General features: G+C 44.1%; 15 protein-coding genes and 1 pseudogene. 7 read left to right on the forward strand and 9 right to left on the reverse strand.

Going from position 1 to position 17,356, the window contains the following annotated elements:
- Positions 1 to 5 precede the first annotated feature (5 nt).
- The 4 genes and pseudogenes from L2717_RS07835 to L2717_RS18125 form a co-directional block, all read right to left on the reverse strand.
- On the reverse strand, positions 6 to 413 hold the full coding sequence (locus tag L2717_RS07835) for an SMI1/KNR4 family protein (protein ID WP_220774772.1): 408 nt from the start codon (positions 411 to 413) through the stop codon (positions 6 to 8).
- 171 nt (positions 414 to 584) lie between these two features.
- Positions 585 to 1,370, reverse strand: coding sequence for a RelA/SpoT domain-containing protein (locus L2717_RS07840; protein WP_220774771.1), 786 nt, complete (start codon positions 1,368 to 1,370; stop codon positions 585 to 587).
- A 229-nt stretch (positions 1,371 to 1,599) separates the two neighbouring features.
- Positions 1,600 to 3,684: a M13 family metallopeptidase gene (locus L2717_RS07845; RefSeq protein WP_220774770.1), complete on the reverse strand. Its 2,085-nt coding sequence runs from the start codon at positions 3,682 to 3,684 to the stop codon at positions 1,600 to 1,602.
- 251 nt (positions 3,685 to 3,935) lie between these two features.
- Positions 3,936 to 4,490: pseudogene (locus L2717_RS18125) on the reverse strand (sugar O-acetyltransferase).
- Between the two features lie 65 nt (positions 4,491 to 4,555).
- Between L2717_RS18125 and rsuA the strand changes: the two are divergent.
- Positions 4,556 to 5,308: a 16S rRNA pseudouridine(516) synthase RsuA gene (rsuA, locus tag L2717_RS07855; protein WP_220774769.1), complete on the forward strand. Its 753-nt coding sequence runs from the start codon at positions 4,556 to 4,558 to the stop codon at positions 5,306 to 5,308.
- Between the two features lie 88 nt (positions 5,309 to 5,396).
- On the opposite strand, the gene L2717_RS07860 is transcribed toward rsuA, so the two are convergent.
- Complete coding sequence (locus L2717_RS07860) at positions 5,397 to 6,299, reverse strand: DUF4097 family beta strand repeat-containing protein (protein WP_220774768.1); 903 nt, start codon at positions 6,297 to 6,299, stop codon at positions 5,397 to 5,399.
- A 624-nt stretch (positions 6,300 to 6,923) separates the two neighbouring features.
- Between L2717_RS07860 and L2717_RS07865 the strand changes: the two genes are divergently transcribed.
- Positions 6,924 to 8,786 (forward strand): methyl-accepting chemotaxis protein, encoded by a 1,863-nt coding sequence (locus tag L2717_RS07865; RefSeq protein WP_220773755.1) that lies wholly within the window; start codon positions 6,924 to 6,926, stop codon positions 8,784 to 8,786.
- A gap of 165 nt (positions 8,787 to 8,951) precedes the next feature.
- Here L2717_RS07865 and L2717_RS07870 read toward each other — a convergent pair whose 3' ends face one another.
- The 3 genes from L2717_RS07870 to lolB all read right to left on the reverse strand — a co-directional run bounded on the left by L2717_RS07870 (position 8,952) and on the right by lolB (position 11,511).
- On the reverse strand, positions 8,952 to 9,899 hold the full coding sequence (locus L2717_RS07870) for a ribose-phosphate pyrophosphokinase (protein WP_220773756.1): 948 nt from the start codon (positions 9,897 to 9,899) through the stop codon (positions 8,952 to 8,954).
- Positions 9,900 to 10,010: 111 nt separating this feature from the next.
- Positions 10,011 to 10,865: a 4-(cytidine 5'-diphospho)-2-C-methyl-D-erythritol kinase gene (gene ispE / locus L2717_RS07875; RefSeq protein WP_220773757.1), complete on the reverse strand. Its 855-nt coding sequence runs from the start codon at positions 10,863 to 10,865 to the stop codon at positions 10,011 to 10,013.
- Position 10,866: 1 nt separating this feature from the next.
- On the reverse strand, positions 10,867 to 11,511 hold the full coding sequence (gene lolB, locus L2717_RS07880) for a lipoprotein insertase outer membrane protein LolB (protein ID WP_220773758.1): 645 nt from the start codon (positions 11,509 to 11,511) through the stop codon (positions 10,867 to 10,869).
- Between the two features lie 253 nt (positions 11,512 to 11,764).
- Here lolB and hemA point away from each other — a divergent pair, with 253 nt between their 5' ends.
- The 5 genes from hemA to L2717_RS07905 all read left to right on the forward strand — a co-directional run bounded on the left by hemA (position 11,765) and on the right by L2717_RS07905 (position 16,531).
- Positions 11,765 to 13,015, forward strand: coding sequence for a glutamyl-tRNA reductase (gene hemA, locus L2717_RS07885; protein WP_220773759.1), 1,251 nt, complete (start codon positions 11,765 to 11,767; stop codon positions 13,013 to 13,015).
- A 14-nt stretch (positions 13,016 to 13,029) separates the two neighbouring features.
- Positions 13,030 to 14,121, forward strand: coding sequence for a peptide chain release factor 1 (gene prfA / locus L2717_RS07890; protein ID WP_220773760.1), 1,092 nt, complete (start codon positions 13,030 to 13,032; stop codon positions 14,119 to 14,121).
- A gap of 2 nt (positions 14,122 to 14,123) precedes the next feature.
- The gene (gene prmC, locus L2717_RS07895; protein WP_220773761.1) at positions 14,124 to 14,972 is read left to right on the forward strand and encodes a peptide chain release factor N(5)-glutamine methyltransferase; all 849 of its coding nucleotides are present in this window, start codon (positions 14,124 to 14,126) and stop codon (positions 14,970 to 14,972) included.
- Between the two features lie 423 nt (positions 14,973 to 15,395).
- Positions 15,396 to 15,788, forward strand: a complete 393-nt coding sequence (locus L2717_RS07900) for a hypothetical protein (RefSeq protein WP_220773762.1) — start codon at positions 15,396 to 15,398, stop codon at positions 15,786 to 15,788.
- An 8-nt stretch (positions 15,789 to 15,796) separates the two neighbouring features.
- Positions 15,797 to 16,531, forward strand: a complete 735-nt coding sequence (locus tag L2717_RS07905; protein WP_220773763.1) for a hypothetical protein — start codon at positions 15,797 to 15,799, stop codon at positions 16,529 to 16,531.
- Positions 16,532 to 16,846: 315 nt separating this feature from the next.
- Here L2717_RS07905 and L2717_RS07910 read toward each other — a convergent pair whose 3' ends face one another.
- The gene (locus tag L2717_RS07910; RefSeq protein WP_220773776.1) at positions 16,847 to 17,260 is read right to left on the reverse strand and encodes a GNAT family N-acetyltransferase; all 414 of its coding nucleotides are present in this window, start codon (positions 17,258 to 17,260) and stop codon (positions 16,847 to 16,849) included.
- Positions 17,261 to 17,356: the final 96 nt, after the last annotated feature.

Here is a 17,356-nt window from a genome sequence, read left to right on the forward strand (position 1 = left end):
TAAAATTAGTATTTGATCTTCAACCAGATTTCTTCAACCCATTCCCAGAACGACTCCCAATAGATATCAGTAAAGCCGCCATTTTTCCAGAAATGTACTTGGCCATCTTGGTCGATACAGTAAAAGGCATCGCCCTGCTGACAAATGGCAATCATCTCCCTTGGCATGCCGATGGACCAAGCATAGCAAGTCACTTCAGGTAGATAAGTGTGGGAGTAAGGATCGGATGCAGTCACAGGCTCTATTGCGCCGTAAATCACATCGCTGGCATACAACAGGTATTCTTTTAGCTCCCGCGGCAATGAAATCAGGATTTGCTCTTCGACTTCGACGAGTTGCTCAAATGTAGGTAATTCGAGTGGCACAGGCACAGTTTCGCTGCGTTCTTGGAGTTGCTCGATGATGTCGTGCATGGCGTTTCCTGCTGATAGGGCTATGGCGCGGGATTATATACTCAAACAGCTGTTCGATGCGAGAGAGTGCATTTGTGCATAATGTTTTTAAACTGACTTTTAGCGTTGTAAAACATAAAAAAGCGCCAGTACCTTTTCAGAATACTAGCGCAAGAGTGAAAGGGGCAGGGTTTAAGCGGCTGAGGTTTTTAATAAACTGGCTTCATCGACCCGTTTATAGTTAAGCCATGCTTTGTGGTACAACTTGTGTGACTCTTGGCGTAATTGGGCAATCTGCGCCAATTCAAACTCACTCAACGATCTTTTTTGTTTATTGGCCGTCGCTTCTATGAATTGCACTTTTTCATATACCTTGTGCTCTGGGCCATTTTTGATATTGGCAATATCCTGCAGATGCAATTGTACTTCAGCAATCATGCCCGATTGGGGTAAACGCACCAGTAAATTGAGATCACGATAGCCTGACGTCTTAGGCTCAGCAAAGCGGTTTTTTTGTTTTACCATTTGGGTTTGCTCGTTTAAGATCTGGTAAACCTGCATTAAATCTTGAATGCTGCCTGCCACGATACTGGCCCTCGCAAGGTCGGTAATTTGACTGGCGTCACCATTAAATTTTGTCGCCACCTTATCGGCGGCTCTTTGATAGCTTTTCACCGGAGGAATAATCACTTGTGTTGGTGAATGCTGGGCAATTTTTCTGAGTAACTGAGCCAGTTCAGCTTGTGCGTCGTAGGCTTGATGATGTAGTACAGATAAGTCATTCAAAGCTTGGCGAGGCGTATCAAAGGTTTGGCTGCTAAGCGCATATAGACCTTGCAGATCATGGCTTTGTGCCTGTCTTGCACTGTAATTACCACGTTCTGTTTTACTGTTACTGATGTCAAGAGGGTTGGCTACACCAGTACGGCTCGATAATAACAGTAGAAAAATAAAAAAAGTACGAAATAACTTAGTCATGCGGCCTACTTCCTTATACGTGATACGTGAGTTATACAGGTCACGCATTCACCATAGGTCACTATTGCTTAATTAATGCTGAATCAATCATTAAGAGTTGTTCATCTTACGCAGGGTTCCACATTCATTACGCTGCGATTGAGCCAAATAAAAATGGCGCAACCTATGATAGGAAGCGCCATTGTTGTGGCTCGGCAGACTTATTACCGAGCGGCCATGCTAATTTGGCTTACCAAATTTTTACTCGTTTTTCTGGTGCTATATACATAGCATCACCAGGTTTGACTTCATAAGTGCTGTAGAACTCAGGCATGTTAGACAGAGCACCCAGAGCACGGAATTCAGCAGGTGAGTGTGGATCGGTCGCTACGCGGTTACGCATGGCTTCTTCTTTGGCTTTCGCGCGCCAAATTTGAGTGAAACCGATGAAGAAGCGTTGATCGCCCGATAAGCCATCGATGACCGGTGCTTCTTTACCATTAAGCGATTTCTTATAAGCACGATAAGCGATAGTCACACCTGATAAGTCACCAATGTTTTCGCCTAAGGTCAATCCACCGTTGACGTGTAAATCGTCAAACACATAGTAACCGTCGTACTGGGCTATCAGTGCTTGGCCACGAGCAGAGAACTCTTTTAAGTCTTGCTCAGTCCACCAATCACGCATATTGCCTTCGCCATCAAACTTGGCACCTTGGTCGTCAAAACCGTGGCCCATTTCGTGGCCAATAACCGCACCAATACCGCCATAGTTGACAGCATCGTCTGCCGCCAAATTGAAGAATGGTGGTTGCAAAATAGCGGCAGGGAATACGATTTCGTTCATGGTTGGGTTGTAGTAAGCATTAACCGTTTGTGGGGTCATGTGCCATTCGTCTTTGTCGATTGGCGCGCCCAGTTTGGCTAATGATTTAGCATGTTCAACTTCGCTGGCACGCATAGCGTTACCGGCTAAATCGTCAGCTTTGATGGTTAGTTTGCTGTAATCTTCCCATTTATTCGGGTACCCGATTTTTGGATTGAATTTGGCTAACTTATCAGCAGCTGCGACTTTAGTACTGTCACTCATCCAAGCTAAATCTTTGATGCTATCGCCATAAGCGCCGCGAAGGTTTTCAACCAGTGCTTGCATGCGTTCTTTCGCTTCTGGCGTAAAGTGACGTTTGACGTACACTTTGCCGACGACTTCGCCAAGGATACCGTTAACGGTTGCTACGCCACGCTTCCAGCGAGGCTCTTGTTCTTCTTGACCGTTTAAGGTTTTAGAGAAAAAGGCGAAGTTTTCGTTGTCTAGGGCTTCACTCAGGTTATTCGCTGCATGCGTCAGTACTTGCCACTGCATGTAGGTTTTCCACGTAGCTAAATCGGTCGCTTTTAGTACTTCATTTAAGCCTTGGATATAACTAGGTTGGTTAATAATAATATCGGTTTGTTTATCAGCGCCAAGCGTAGTTAAGTAAACTGTCCAGTCGATATCCGGTGCCAATGTTGGTAAATCTTTTACTTGGTACAGGTTATAGGTTTTAGTGCTGTCGCGGTTTTCCACCACATCCCAATGCTTAGCGGCAATGTCGGTTTCTAACGCTAAAATAGCCTCAGCGCTGGCTTTTGGGTTAGCCAATCCTGCTAGGGTAAACATGTTTTCGATGTGGGCAACGAACGCTTTACGGATATTAACGAAGCGTTCAGAGTCGTTAAAGTAGTAGTCTTTTTCTGGCAAGCTTAAGCCATATTGGTATAAATGCGTCGCATAACGGCTAGAGTTTTTGGCATCGATATCGATATAAAATGCTATTGGCGTACCAGCACCAGCAATTTGGCTGTGGGCAAAGTATGCGACTAATTCATTTTTATCTTTTAAGGCATTAATGGCATCGAATTCACTTTGAATGGGCGTAACACCCAGCTTGTTGAGTGTCTCGGTATCCATGAATGAGCGATACAAATCAGCGACTTTTTGCTCATCAGTGCCTGCGGCCAGATTTGGCGTTGCTGCGACTTCTTCGATAATGGCTTTTACATCGTCACGGGATTTCTCACGTAAATCGTAGAAGGCACCGATGCTAGTGCGGTCGGCTGGGATTTCGGTTTTCTTCAGCCAGGCGCCGTTAACATATTGGTAAAAGTCATCCTGTGGACGAATGGATTTGTCAAAATTAGCAAATTCAATACCAGAACCTAATGCTTGTGTCACGGCAGCTGCGGTGGCTGTTTTAGCGGCTTCAGGGGCTTTGACTTCGGCTGGCTTGTCATTACAAGCAGTTAGGCTTGCGATAAGTGAGGCACACAGTCCCCCAATAAGTACTTTTCTCATGTTGTTTCCTTCGAGTTTATTATTGTGCCCATTATAGGGGCTGTTATTTTGGTAAAGATGGGGTTGCTTCAGGCGCAATGGAACGTATGTTAATGCTTTAGTGTGAATTGAAACAAGATCATTACTCTTTATATCGTGGGATTAACTTGAGTCATATGTAACTAAAGGTTACCAATTAGATGATTGATATGACTCTCGGTAGCACTAGCGTATGTAAGCTATTTGAGGTTAGCGCAAGATTTTAAAATCGGTTAGCTCAGTTGCTTAATTGGTTTGGCAAGATTACCTACCACGACACTCTTCGCGGCGACATTTTTAGTCACTACAGCGCCAGCACCGATAATCGCATCATCACCAATACTGACTCCTGGCATTATGATTGCGCCGCCGCCAATCCATACCCGTTTACCCACGTTAATGGCTTTTGCGGTTTCTAAACCGAAACAACGCAGCTTTGCATCGAGCGGATGACACGAAGTGTAAAACTGGGCGTTGGGGCCAACCATGGTCTGTTCACCAATCACAATGGGCGCGTTATCCTGCAAGGTGACATTCACATTAATAAACACCTTATCGGCAAGGGTGAGGTTGAGGCCGTAACTGATAAAAATAGGCGTAGATATTGTCGCCGTTGATGCTTTATGGGGAATGAGTTGTTGGCAGCGTTGAGCGTAATCTTGATTATCTTGCTCAATCATTTGATTTAATTACCGATTTAGTCGTTGTTGCTGCGCTCTTACACTCAATAGTTCGCTGGCAAAGCAATCATATTCTTGGCCAGTGATCATCTTTTGGTTTTCTGTCATGTCATTTCTCCCTTAACGACAGCGAATAATTCTTACTGGAGGCATCGCTTGGCAGTAGCAATGTTTTGCCCTTTGAAGTGGTCGGCCTCATAATATGGCAGTTTTCTTTATTGAAGTTGAGTATTAACGTGCGTTTAGACAAATTTATCTGTGAGAGCACCTCACTGACTCGCTCATTAGCGAAAAAAGCCCTGCATCGCGGTGACATTACTTGCGATGGTGTGGTGGTTAAAGATTCGGGCTTTAAAGTGAGTGAAGTTATGCATGTTTGCCTTGAGGGCGAACGGATAGCGCTAGTGGGCGCGCGCTATTTGATGCTTAACAAACCGGTCGATACGATTTGTTCAACGATTGATGAGACCTATCCTTCGGTATTAAGTTTACTCGATGTACCAAAGCCTGAAACTTTGCATATTGCTGGCCGTTTAGATGCTGATACCACAGGGCTTGTGCTCATCACGACCGACGGCCAGTGGTCACACAAAGTCACCTCGCCGAAAAAAGAGTGCGCCAAACGTTACTTAGTGCAACTGGCTGATCCGGTTGATACTAGCTTAATTGCGCTATTTGCTGCCGGTGTTGAATTACGCGGTGAGGATGGTTTAACAAAGCCTGCTCTACTGGAGATTATTGAGCCGCAATTAGTGCGATTAACCATCACCGAAGGTAAGTACCATCAAGTGAAACGTATGTTTGCCGCTGTGGGTAATCACGTGGCAGATTTGCACCGTGAAAGCATTGGGCAAATAGAATTAGATCCCGCACTCGCGTTAGGCGAGTGGCGATATTTGACTGCTGAAGAAATTACGTCAGTCTAATTTATCGTTCAAGTTCGCTAACTTGATATAACAATGCCGCCCGAGTTTTACTCGTGGTGGCATTTTTGTGTGCTAAAAGCTGGAATGACTACCGCTTTTTTAGTGTCAGTTCGCCACTGATGGTATTCACTTTTACCTTGGCAGCGCCTGAGCCTGTTTGGAATGCAAGCTCTGCACGTGGAGCATATTTTTGTTTTTCAGGCTTATCTTGGGTTAACGCGTTATTGATTTTTCCACTAGGGCCGCCATTTAAATCAAAGCTAGCATCGGGCATATCAACAAAAGTCAGCATAATATCGCCACTCACACTTTCTAAATTGGCTTTTGTGAGATTTTTCGCCAGTGATATTTGCACGTCGCCACTGACCGTTTTGAGGGTGACTTCCTTGGCAACACTCAAGTTTGCATTCACTTCACCAGATACCTGTTCAATCGTGACCTTTTCGGCCCGAGATTGACTAGTTAAATCGCCGCTCACGAGGTGATAGCTAATTTCACCTTGACTATCAGTATCTTGAAGCATGCCTGATACGGTTTCAAATTGGATTTTACCATCAACGGCTTTGGCGCTGATATTGCCACTCACAGTATTTAACTCGAGCTCACCTTTTATGCCCGTGAGTTGCAAATTAGCAGAGACGGTATCGACACTGAGTTTTACTGCTTGTGGCACTTTAATGGTGAGCTGCGAGCTAGTGTTACTACCACTATTGTAGTGGCGGGGCATTTTGTCTTCGATATTAAGATTGTTTTCCTGTTGCTCGAATATAAAACCTTCGCTCAATTCATCCAATGTTCCGCTAACACTCACCTCGTTTTTATCCCAGGTTTGAATGGTTACATCCCCACGTTGGACTTTTATTTGCAGTTGAACATCATTACCTATGCTGAGTTTTTTATCGATGCTTTGCGCTGCGAATACATTAGCTATCAGACTTAAATAAAGCATAGAAATAAATAGGCTAGTGTCAGTCAAATTGAGGTTACTCATAGAGTGTGCTTCCTTGTATTGAGTTTTAAGTCGTTAATTTTTTAGCCTATAGCAAGAGGTCTAGTTCACGTTGCAGTACCCAAAGTCCGAGTGAGCAAAGTTGTTAATTGGATTTGTTCGTTATGCTTGGTCAATCCGTGTTGTCTTGGCTTATTAAGATAATTCGTTTGAAGTCGAATATTGCGCTATCGAGTGGCAGGAACCCTGCGGTCATCATAGTACCCTGCCATAATAATGGAGTGTTGTCGTTTTACCGTAGTCAATAGACAAAAGATTTAGAACGATAAATATTACCGCATAACATTTTAATTATTTGGAGTGAAATGCATTTCAATCTGAATTTATTTTATTTAACTCATTGAATATGTTTGTCTAAAATTAGACAGACTGGTTGTGGCAAAACTATTTATGAGTTTATTAAAGCAGAATGCTATAGAAAGATGTTATGTATGACGTAAGTGAGCCGCTAAAATGGTCTGATAGATTAATATAGGAACCTAAATCGACAAAAATCAAAAATCAAATGTTAAAAGTTAAGTGCTAACTAACATATTGATATATAAGCGCTGTTAAAGGCCTGCTCCCAACTATTTTTTAAGATAGATTATTCAATCGAGGCATTTTATGCTAATCCGCTCAAAGTTGTTACTCAGTGCTGCCGTGTCGATTTCGGCACTAATTGCCATGTTTGGCTTACAACTCCATTCAAATTCGGTGAAATCGGAACTTTCCAAAGCGGCTCAAAGTGTGCTTGAGTTAGAGCGCGACGTCTTAATTCTGCGTAAAAATGAAAAGGATTTTTTCGCTCGCAAGGACTTAAAATATGTCGAACTGCATAAGCAAAGCCACATGGCAATCGACAATATTGTCCCTGAGTTAGAGAAAGTCTTTAAAGATTACGGTGTGTCGACTGTATCACTTGAAAGTTTTGACCATAATTTAAATCAGTATCAAACCGCTTTCTCTGAAGTGGTGCAGCTACAACAAGAGATTGGTTTAACACCTAAAACGGGTTTGTACGGCACATTACGAGCTGCGGTGCATAACGTTGAAGCGCTGCTTAAGCAATACAATCAGCTTGAACTTGAAGTGGCTATGCTGCAACTGAGGCGTAATGAAAAAGATTTTATGCTGCGTCGTGAGTTAAGTTATGTTGAAACCTTCGACACCAATATTGGTAAGTTCAATGACAAGCTTCATGCCTCGAGTATTGATATTAATACTCAACAGAAAATTGAAGAGCTTATTACTCAATATCAAAAGGATTTCAAAAGCTTAATTAATAAAGAGCAGCAGCTTGGTTTGACCGATAATGACGGTACTATGGCGCGGGTCTTAGCTGCAAACCTACAAACGGAAAGCAGTGCGAATGACTTACATAATCTAGCGCTTAAGGCTATTTATGATGCTGAGAGTAGTAGCGTTAATATCGGTATTACTGTGTTCATATTTATTGCGTTACTACTATCAATCATTACTTACTTGATTATCCGCAGTATTATCGCGCCGGTTGCACGTATCACGCAGATTATTGCTCGCATCGAAGTGAGTAAAGATTTGACATTGAGGTGCGATGCTTCCACGCAAGACGAACTTGGCGAAATTGCGCAACATTTCAATAGTATGGTGAGTAGTTTCCAACATCTTATCGAGCAAGTGATCGATTCTGTAGAAACTATCAATATTTCCTGTAAACGTGTGTCCGAAAATGCTGAGCTCGCCTCCCAAGGCGTAGGTAAGCAGCTTAATGAGACCGATATGGTTGCAACAGCGATAACTGAAATGGGCGCTACTATTGAGGAAATTGCTAAAACAACCGAATTAGCAGCATCTAAAGCGAGTCAAACCCATGATAATGCGCAAAGTGGTCAACTGGAGGTCGAGCAAACGATTCATAAAATTCAGTCGCTTGCAGAACAGCTAAATAGTTCGGCAACAGTAGTGAATGAATTAGAGCGTGACAGTGAAACAATCGGTAGCGTATTAGATGTGATCCGCGGTATTGCCGAGCAGACTAATCTCTTGGCCTTAAATGCTGCGATTGAAGCAGCGCGAGCGGGTGAGCAGGGCCGTGGTTTTGCCGTTGTTGCCGATGAAGTACGTAATTTAGCGATGCGCACGCAATCATCAACTCAAGAGATTGCTAGCATAATTCAAACGCTGCAGACTCGTACCCGCTCAATTGTGCAGTTAATGGAGTCGAGCCAAAAGCAAGGCGAAGAGAGCACGCAGCAAGCCGCGAGCGCGGGATCATTATTGAAACTTATCAATACAGACGTGCGTAATATCATGGACATGAGCACTCAAATTGCTGCGGCGATTGAAGAGCAAAGTATGGTTGCTGCCGAAGTGAGTAAGAACGTGGTAGTGATCAGAGATATTGCTGAGGAGTCATCACATGCCGCTGCTGCGAATGCAAATGCGTCGGATGATCTTAAAGCGCAGGCGGAGTTTTTATTCCGCGCTGTGAGTAACTTTAAAATCTAGTACATTAAAACGACGAGCATAAAAAACGGTTTACATAAAAGCGATTCGCATAAAAAACAATAACAAAAACGCACTCATAAGAGTGCGTTTTTTTGTCTGACGGGTTATGGCCACACAGCCCACTAAATTCGCTGTATTGAAATAACCTAAATCAGTTTATAACGATTAGTGACGGAACATCGCAGAGATTGACTCTTCGTTGCTCACGCGACGAATCGCCTCTGCCAGTACTGCTGACATAGTTAACTGCGTTACTTTAGCCACTTTCAGCATTTCAGCGCTTAGAGGGACAGTGTCGGTCACAATCACTTCGTCAATCACTGAGTTAGCGATATTTTCAGCCGCATTGCCTGAGAATACAGGGTGAGTTGCGTAGGCAAATACGCGGTTTGCACCATGTTCTTTCAAGGCTTCAGCCGCTTTACACAGAGTGCCGCCTGTGTCGATCATATCGTCAACGATAATGCAGTCACGGCCTTGAACATCCCCAATGATATGCATTACTTGAGCAACGTTTGCCTGTGGGCGACGTTTATCAATAATAGCTAGATCAGAATCATCCAACAGTTTTGCTACTGCGCGAGCGCGAACAACACCACCGATATCAGGAGAAACAACCACAGGGTTATCTAAGTTCTTCGCCAACATATCTTCTAGCAGCACAGGGCTACCGAATACGTTATCAACGGGAACATCAAAGAAGCCTTGAATTTGCTCAGCGTGCAGGTCACAGGTCAAAACGCGGTCAACACCCACGCTAGACAGGAAATCGGCAACAACTTTAGCGGTAATAGGTACACGTGCACTACGAACACGACGGTCTTGACGAGCATAACCAAAGTAAGGAATCACTGCGGTGATACGGCCAGCAGATGCACGGCGCAGCGCGTCAACCATCACGATGAGTTCCATCAGGTTGTCGTTTGTCGGCGCACAAGTGGATTGGATGATGAACACATCGGCACCACGTACATTTTCGTTAATTTGGACACTGATTTCACCATCGCTGAAACGACCAACCACTGCGTCTCCGAGTTTGCAAAATAGACGATCGGCTATCTTTCTAGCGAGACTGGGGGTGGCGTTCCCAGCAAAGAGCTTGATGTCGGGCACTGTATAAACCTCAGGCGTTTGCTTTATATTTTAGTGGCTAGCGTAACGACGATATGGGACGGGAGGAACCCGAGGCGTTATCGTATAGATGTTACGCTAGAAGAAAGTAGTTTACGGATGATTCAGTCGCGCCATGAGCGGCGAACGATTCATCCCTTTTGCAACAAATCCTTGCATATCAGACGGTAAATTCGCCAAAGCCGCGAGAGCTTGTTGCTGTTGTGTGAATTCCCCAAACACGCATGCGCCTGTTCCTGTCATTCTCGACGGCGCATATTCTAGCAGCCAGCCTAATGCCTTGGCAACTTGAGGGTATTTAGAAACGACCAGTTTTTGACAATCATTTGCCCAAGGTTGGCTCATTAAGGTATCTATGGCCAATTTGGGGGTAGCGCGCGGTAGAAGTGGATCTTGGAACACTTCTGCAGTAGAAACATGGGCATTGGGGGCGATAACTAGGTACCAAAGTTCACTTGGATTAACAGCGTGTAAACGCTCACCCACACCCTCAGCAAAAGCGGCAAAACCATGAATAAAAACAGGAATATCGGCACCCAGTTTAAGGCCGATTTGAGCCAGTTGTTCAGTTGATAATTGAGTGTTCCAGAGTTTGTTTAACGCCACTAAAGTCGTCGCCGCATCTGACGAGCCGCCGCCTAAGCCGCCACCCATAGGTAGGCGTTTATCTAACCAGATTTCAGCGCCACCTTTAAAGCTGGTGGCTTGCTGCAATGATTTTGCGGCTCGCAGAATTAAGTTATCGCTGTCAGCGACAACGCCCGACATATTCGAATGCAACACCAATTCTGTGGTGTCAGTGACGCTAAAATCGAGCATGTCGCAGCAATCGATAAACTGAAACAGCGTTTGCAGTTCGTGATAACCGTCCTTGCGGCGGCCATTAACGTGTAAAAACAAATTGAGTTTGGCTGGTGCGGGCCAGTTACGAGAAATGACAGCTGACATATTAAGGTTGTTCTCCAGCGACTTTTACGGTTTTGCCAAGTGCTTGCCATTGATTAAGTTGTAGCTTGAGTTGTAAGTCGCCGCGATCCAGCTTTAATTGGTGGGGCACGTTGGCGCCACTTTGGAATTGCCAGCTTAAAAATGTGACTAGCCAAGGCGGTGGAGTTTGAGTATTGGTTAGCAGTTTAGGTTTACCTTGGCTGTCACTTTCGATGACCTGATCATTAGGGCCAACTTGGCCGATGATCCACAGTGGTAAATCGGCTAACGGAATCGACCAGCCGCTAACGCGCTCAAGCAAACGCTGGGCGTTATCGTCGCGAAAATCTTTGCCATCAATGTGTAAATGGGCTGAATTGGGCGTTGAGTTAAGCGTCAACACCGTTGTACCTAGCATAGTTGTGAGCGTGAGTGCATCGCCATTTTCACTATGGCGCCAGTAGATATTAGCGCTGAGTTTGTCGTCAGGGGTTTTTATGGCCAATTTGCCCTGTAATTCCCACGCTTTGGCTTGGCGCGCATCCGTTACGTTAATCGGCTGTAAATCGTCCGCAGGCGGCAGGCTTTGGCAAGCGCCTAAAAACAGTAAGCTGCTCAAGACGATGCAAGAGAAAATAGATTTTGTGAGACGCTTCAAATTATTCATCTATGACTGATATACCAAAGTCCTTATGATACGAGGGCTTGGCAAGAATACCAATGCCAAACGTAAAATTTCCATCGGCGGTCACTTCGATTTACTCCTTCGGGATAAATCCTGCCTTACCTATGATTAATAGGAAATTTAGGTAAGAAGTTAGACCTTTATTCGGTTTTGTTAAGCGTATTCTGTTTTTAGTTGGGCCAATTAAGTAGAATGGTCTTATTAAGAGAGTCGCCAAGAATCTAGAAAGAGTCAGATGAGCCTAGTAGCAATTGGTATAAACCACAAAACAGCCACGGTAGACCTGCGTGAGAAAGTTGCCTTCTCTCCGGACAAAATTCATGATGCCATGAAGAGTCTGGCCAGTCGTACGCGCTCGGGTGAAGCCGTTATTGTCTCTACCTGTAATCGCACAGAGTTGTATTGCAACAACGGCGATGAGGCTGACATCATTGCTTGGCTTGAAGAATATCATGGCCTAAATCATGAGGACGTGGCGCCTTGCTTGTATAATTATCACGGTCAAGAAGCAGTAAGGCATTTGATGCGCGTGGCATCGGGGCTCGATTCGCTAATCTTAGGTGAGCCGCAAATTCTTGGCCAAGTAAAGCAAGCATTCGTGAAGGCCAAAGAAGCTGGCACGGTTGCTTTAACCATAGATAGACTTTTCCAAAATACTTTTTCAGTTGCCAAAAAAGTTCGCACTGATACTGAAATTGGCGCTGCTGCTGTTTCTGTCGCCTTTGCCGCCGTGAGTATGGCGAAACATATTTTCTCGTCGATATCGACCACGAAAGTGTTATTAATTGGTGCGGGTGAAACCATCGAACTGGTTGCTAAGCATCTTAAAGACAACGGCGTAGCCTCCATGGTGGTGGCAAACCGTACACTTGAACGTGCCCAAGCCATGTGTGAGGAGTTTGGCGCCACAGCAATTACACTGGCGCAGATACCAGATTATCTCCCCAAAGCCGATATCGTGATATCCTCTACCGCCAGCCCACTGCCTATCTTAGGTAAGGGCATGGTCGAAAAAGCGCTAAAGCAGCGTCGTCATCAACCTATGTTATTGGTTGATATAGCAGTTCCCCGCGATATTGAGGCGGAAGTTGCTGATTTGGACGATGCATATCTGTATACAGTGGACGACCTGCATAGCATTATTGAACAGAATATGGCCTCTCGAAAAGAAGCCGCCGAGCAAGCTGAAGTAATTACTGAAGAACAATCTTTTTTGTTTATGGATTGGATCCGTTCTTTAGAGTCGGTCGATAGTATTCGCGAGTATCGCAGCCAGAGCATGGCGGTAAAAGATGAGTTAGTGGAGCGGGCCCTGAATAAACTAGCGCAGGGTTCTGATGCTGAACAGGTATTGATTGAACTAGCCAATCGCCTGACTAACAAACTTATCCACGCACCGACACAGGCCCTTACGGCCGCCAGTCGTCAGGGCGATTTGAATACTCTCGGTCAGTTAAGATCAGCGCTTGGATTAGATAAACACTAAGGTTCGCGAGTTAAATGAATGAATCCGTTATCCGCAAGCTGGAAGGCTTGCTCGAGCGTAATGAAGAAGTCATGGCTTTGCTGGGTGACGCTAGCGTCATTGCTGATCAAGACAGGTTTCGTGCATTATCGAAAGAATATGCCCAGTTAGAAGATGTGGTTGCAGGCTTTAAAGCCTATCAGCAAGCACAAGCCGACCTTGATTCAGCGAAAGAAATGCTGGAAGAAGACGATGCTGAAATGCGCGAAATGGCGCAGGAAGAGATGAAAGCCGCCAAGGCCAAACTCGAGCATCTGGAAGGCGAGCTGCAAATTTTATTACTGCCAAAAGACCCCGACGACGATAAAAATGCGTTCGTTGAAATTCGTGCTGGCGCTGGTGGTGACGAAGCGGCGATTTTCGCCGGTGACTTATTCCGCATGTATAGCCGTTATGCCGAAGCTAATCGCTGGCAGGTTGAGATCATGAGCAGCAACGAAGGCGAACATGGTGGCTTTAAAGAAGTCATAATGAAAGTCAGTGGTGATGGCGTTTACGGTAAACTCAAATTCGAGTCAGGCGGTCACCGCGTACAACGTGTGCCTGAAACTGAATCTCAAGGTCGTGTACATACATCAGCGGTAACCGTTGTGGTATTACATGAAGTGCCTGAAGCTGAAGCGATTTCAATCAACCCTGCCGATCTAAAAGTGGATACTTTCCGCTCATCGGGCGCGGGTGGTCAGCACGTTAACAAAACTGACTCAGCTATTCGTATTACCCATATTCCGACAGGACTTGTGGTGGAATGCCAAGATCAGCGCTCGCAACACAAAAACCGCGCTCAAGCCATGAGTGTACTGGCCGCTCGTATTCAAGCAATTGAAGACGAAAAGCGTCGTAGCGCGGAAGAATCAACCCGTCGTAGTCTGGTTGCCAGTGGCGATCGCTCCGAACGTGTGCGTACTTACAACTTTCCGCAAGGTCGCGTGAGTGAACACCGCATCAACCTAACCTTATATCGCTTAAACGAAGTGATGGAAGGCGACCTCGATGCTATTTTATTGCCTCTGATGCAAGAGCATCAAGCCGATCAGCTAGCCGCTCTGGCTGGCGAACAGGGGTAACTTTGTCAGATCAATCTAGCATTGCCGAAGCCCTGCAATGGGCTTATGTACAGTTAGCGACAACCTCTGAATCCGCTCATCTGGATGCAGAGGTTTTGTTGCTGTATTGCCTCAATAAAAGCCGCAGCTATTTATACACTTGGCCTGAAAAATCTCTGACAGTTGAGCAGTGGAAACGCTTTCAGCAAATGGTGCTAAAACGCCAAAAAGGTGTACCTGTGGCGCATATTGTTGGTGAGCGCGAATTTTGGTCTTTGCCATTTATCGTTAACGACACCACGTTGATCCCGCGGCCTGACACCGAAATTTTAGTAGAAACCGCATTAAATATGCCGCTTTCTACCTATGCCAAAGTGCTCGACTTAGGTACTGGCACCGGAGCCATTGCGCTGGCGTTGGCGTCTGAGCGTGAATCATGGGAAATCACCGCCGTTGATAAAGTTGACGATGCCGTCGCTTTGGCTATCGCAAACCGCGAAAACTTAAAGTTACCACAGGTTGAAATTCTTCAAAGTGATTGGTTTAGCGCGGTGAAATCGCGGGATTTTGATTTAATTGTTTCAAACCCGCCCTATATTGACGAAGCCGATGAACACTTACACCAAGGTGACGTGCGCTTTGAACCCCAAAGCGCGTTAACCGCCGCAGAGGAAGGCTTTGCCGATCTTTACTATATTGCCAACACCGCCCGAGATTACTTAAAACCTAACGGTTATATCTTACTCGAACATGGTTTTGAGCAGGCGGTACGCCTCAGAGCAAAACTTATCGAACTGGGCTACGAGAATGTCGCTACAGTGCGAGACTTTGGCAGTAACGACAGATGCACAATGGGCAAATGGGCTGAATAAGCCACTATTGCGTACGTTAAATTGTTTGCCAAGTTATATCGATTTATTGAACGCTATTGGTTATCGCCAATGGCGTTTTTATTTTCTAGATAAATACCTAAGCTATAATGTCGGATGATAATTTGGGGATCTCAGATTATTTTTTACTTATTATCTCGATATTAAACATGTTATTTCTGTTGCACGCCGTCTGTTTTTTTAAAGAAGTATCTTTATAGGCTCGACAAGTGCATCCATTCTGCCAAGACGTATTTCTATAGCTAGTGCTTAATTTTCGCATACACCTTCATTACTCACCGAAATTACATCTTTTAAATGTTGTTTTTATGGTTGTTAGTTGTTGCATTTTATGTAATTATTTTTTTGCTGTAATCAATGTCGACTGCGGCATCGGGATTAGGTAAAGCACATGGAGTGTTAGTCATGCAAAAAATATTTTTATGCTGCATATTATTGTTTATCCAATTAATTTTCCCTTCACCGAGTCACGCTATTACTGAAACAATTGTATGCAATGATTGCTCTGCTTCTGCAATGCAAATAGCCGCAACAGAAGGGCTGATTAAATATGGAACCAATAATGTAGTTGTTGTTGATTTTGTAAATAAAGCTTCAAGAAAATTCACAGTGGCCAACAAAGATGATGCTGACGGTGAACCCTTCATAACGGCATCTGAAACAAAATTAAGCAGTGATGAACAGAAAAGTGTATTAGCCCTTTTTGAATATAGAAGGCTTTTAATTGATTCGGTCAAAAATGCGGAAGAGATTAATAAACAACTTTTCCCTAACAATGTTGACTCAAAATCGCTGTAGGAAGTGATATGAAAGTTTTAGTCTTAATTCTCATACTAGGACTTAACGCCTGTACATCAAAAAACAATGAGACAATAGCACCAAAGGAAGAGTCTTTCGTTGGTATAATGAATGATGAGCTCATTTATCAAGGTGAAATTACCCAGATATCAAATACGATTATTTTTAAATCATTTATGCAGGCGGAAATAAAGCCGGATAAGCTCATTATATCTAGTCATGGCGGCGATATTAGTCTAGGAATGGAGTTAGGAAGTTGGGTGAAAGATAATAATTTAGATATTGAGATATCTAATATTTGCGCTTCCTCATGCGCAAACTATGTCTTTCCAGCGGGAAATAAAAAATACCTTAGAAAAGACTCCGTATTGATATGGCATGGAAGCGCTTGGCAGCAAAGCTGGGACACTGATGATTTGCCGAAAGACTTTCAATCCAGTTATCTGACTCCAATTAGGATGAAAGAAACCATGTTACTCGACAGGTTTGGTGTTGATAATCTTATTACCGTTTATGGTCAAATAAATAAAAACGTCTTCGACCATATATTATTCTTATTCGGGCAAAACAAAGACGGTTGGGATTATTCACTGAAAGATATACACCGTTTTGGTATAACTAATATTATCCTAATTGATGAAGAATGGAATTGGCGAAAATACAGACCAAGCCAAAGCAGTCAAGTAAAACGATTCACGGTAGATGATGACTACAAATTCAAACTTCGTCGGTTTGAAATGTAACAATGAAAAATAGTCACTGACTACGAGGTTGTTCATAAGTTTGTGTTAGGTGAATCTTTATCAATCAGCCCCATTCGCTTGGGGCTTTTTCTTGCCTGAAACTGTGCCATTGGGGCAGACATACGCCAAGCTTCATTGGATTAAGCACAGTCATGGATACCACTGACGAGCATGCACGGATGTACATGATGCGAGTCACTATAATGACAACGCTGACTTACTGATAGGTTAGCCTTTTTAAAATATAAACCGCTTGTTTTAGAGTGACTAAGATTCGGGATGATTAAGCTCTTGTTATAATCGCTGAGGCCAAGTTCACAATACTTTCAACATAAAAAATTTACTGCCGCTTTCTGGGTAAGCTTGTTGTATCCATTGCACTTTATAGCCGTGACGCTCGTAAAAGGGCTTGGCTTGAAAATCTAAGGTATCGAGCAATACAAATCGGCAGCCACGTTCCTTTGCCTGGCCTTCTGCCGCTAACAATAAACGAGTACCGATTTTTTGCTGCCTTAGGCTGTCATCAACCCACAGGTAATCGATTGAAAACCAGTTGCCGAAAGTTTTGCCGCTAATACCGGCTAGCAGTTTGCCCTCTTCATTTTGTAATTTGAGTCCAATATTTTTACGGCTAAGCCCTTGCCATTGCACTTGGTTGAACTCAACTATTTTTTGTTTTACGGCATCGGCAAATTCGGTTGATTCGTCATTAATTAAGTTTAAATTCATCATCACTTCTCATTTGATTTTTTATGCGGTTTGCGCTGTTATTCAGGGTTGATAGGCATTGGTATGCCGTAACGGATTAGGGTAAACTAGCGCCTT

This window comes from Shewanella glacialipiscicola, assembly GCF_023283485.1.
Taxonomy (GTDB): domain Bacteria; phylum Pseudomonadota; class Gammaproteobacteria; order Enterobacterales; family Shewanellaceae; genus Shewanella; species Shewanella glacialipiscicola.

Coding starts and splice junctions, on each gene's coding strand:
- ispE (WP_220773757.1), bottom strand. CDS start 10,865: ATGTCAGCTGTCATTTCTCGTAACTGGCCCGCACCAGCCAAACTCAAT.
- lolB (WP_220773758.1), bottom strand. CDS start 11,511: ATGAATAATTTGAAGCGTCTCACAAAATCTATTTTCTCTTGCATCGTC.
- hemA (WP_220773759.1), top strand. CDS start 11,765: ATGAGCCTAGTAGCAATTGGTATAAACCACAAAACAGCCACGGTAGAC.
- L2717_RS07835 (WP_220774772.1), bottom strand. CDS start 413: ATGCACGACATCATCGAGCAACTCCAAGAACGCAGCGAAACTGTGCCT.
- L2717_RS07900 (WP_220773762.1), top strand. CDS start 15,396: ATGCAAAAAATATTTTTATGCTGCATATTATTGTTTATCCAATTAATT.
- L2717_RS07905 (WP_220773763.1), top strand. CDS start 15,797: ATGAAAGTTTTAGTCTTAATTCTCATACTAGGACTTAACGCCTGTACA.
- L2717_RS07865 (WP_220773755.1), top strand. CDS start 6,924: ATGCTAATCCGCTCAAAGTTGTTACTCAGTGCTGCCGTGTCGATTTCG.
- L2717_RS07845 (WP_220774770.1), bottom strand. CDS start 3,684: ATGAGAAAAGTACTTATTGGGGGACTGTGTGCCTCACTTATCGCAAGC.
- L2717_RS07840 (WP_220774771.1), bottom strand. CDS start 1,370: ATGACTAAGTTATTTCGTACTTTTTTTATTTTTCTACTGTTATTATCG.
- prfA (WP_220773760.1), top strand. CDS start 13,030: ATGAATGAATCCGTTATCCGCAAGCTGGAAGGCTTGCTCGAGCGTAAT.
- L2717_RS07860 (WP_220774768.1), bottom strand. CDS start 6,299: ATGAGTAACCTCAATTTGACTGACACTAGCCTATTTATTTCTATGCTT.
- L2717_RS07910 (WP_220773776.1), bottom strand. CDS start 17,260: ATGAATTTAAACTTAATTAATGACGAATCAACCGAATTTGCCGATGCC.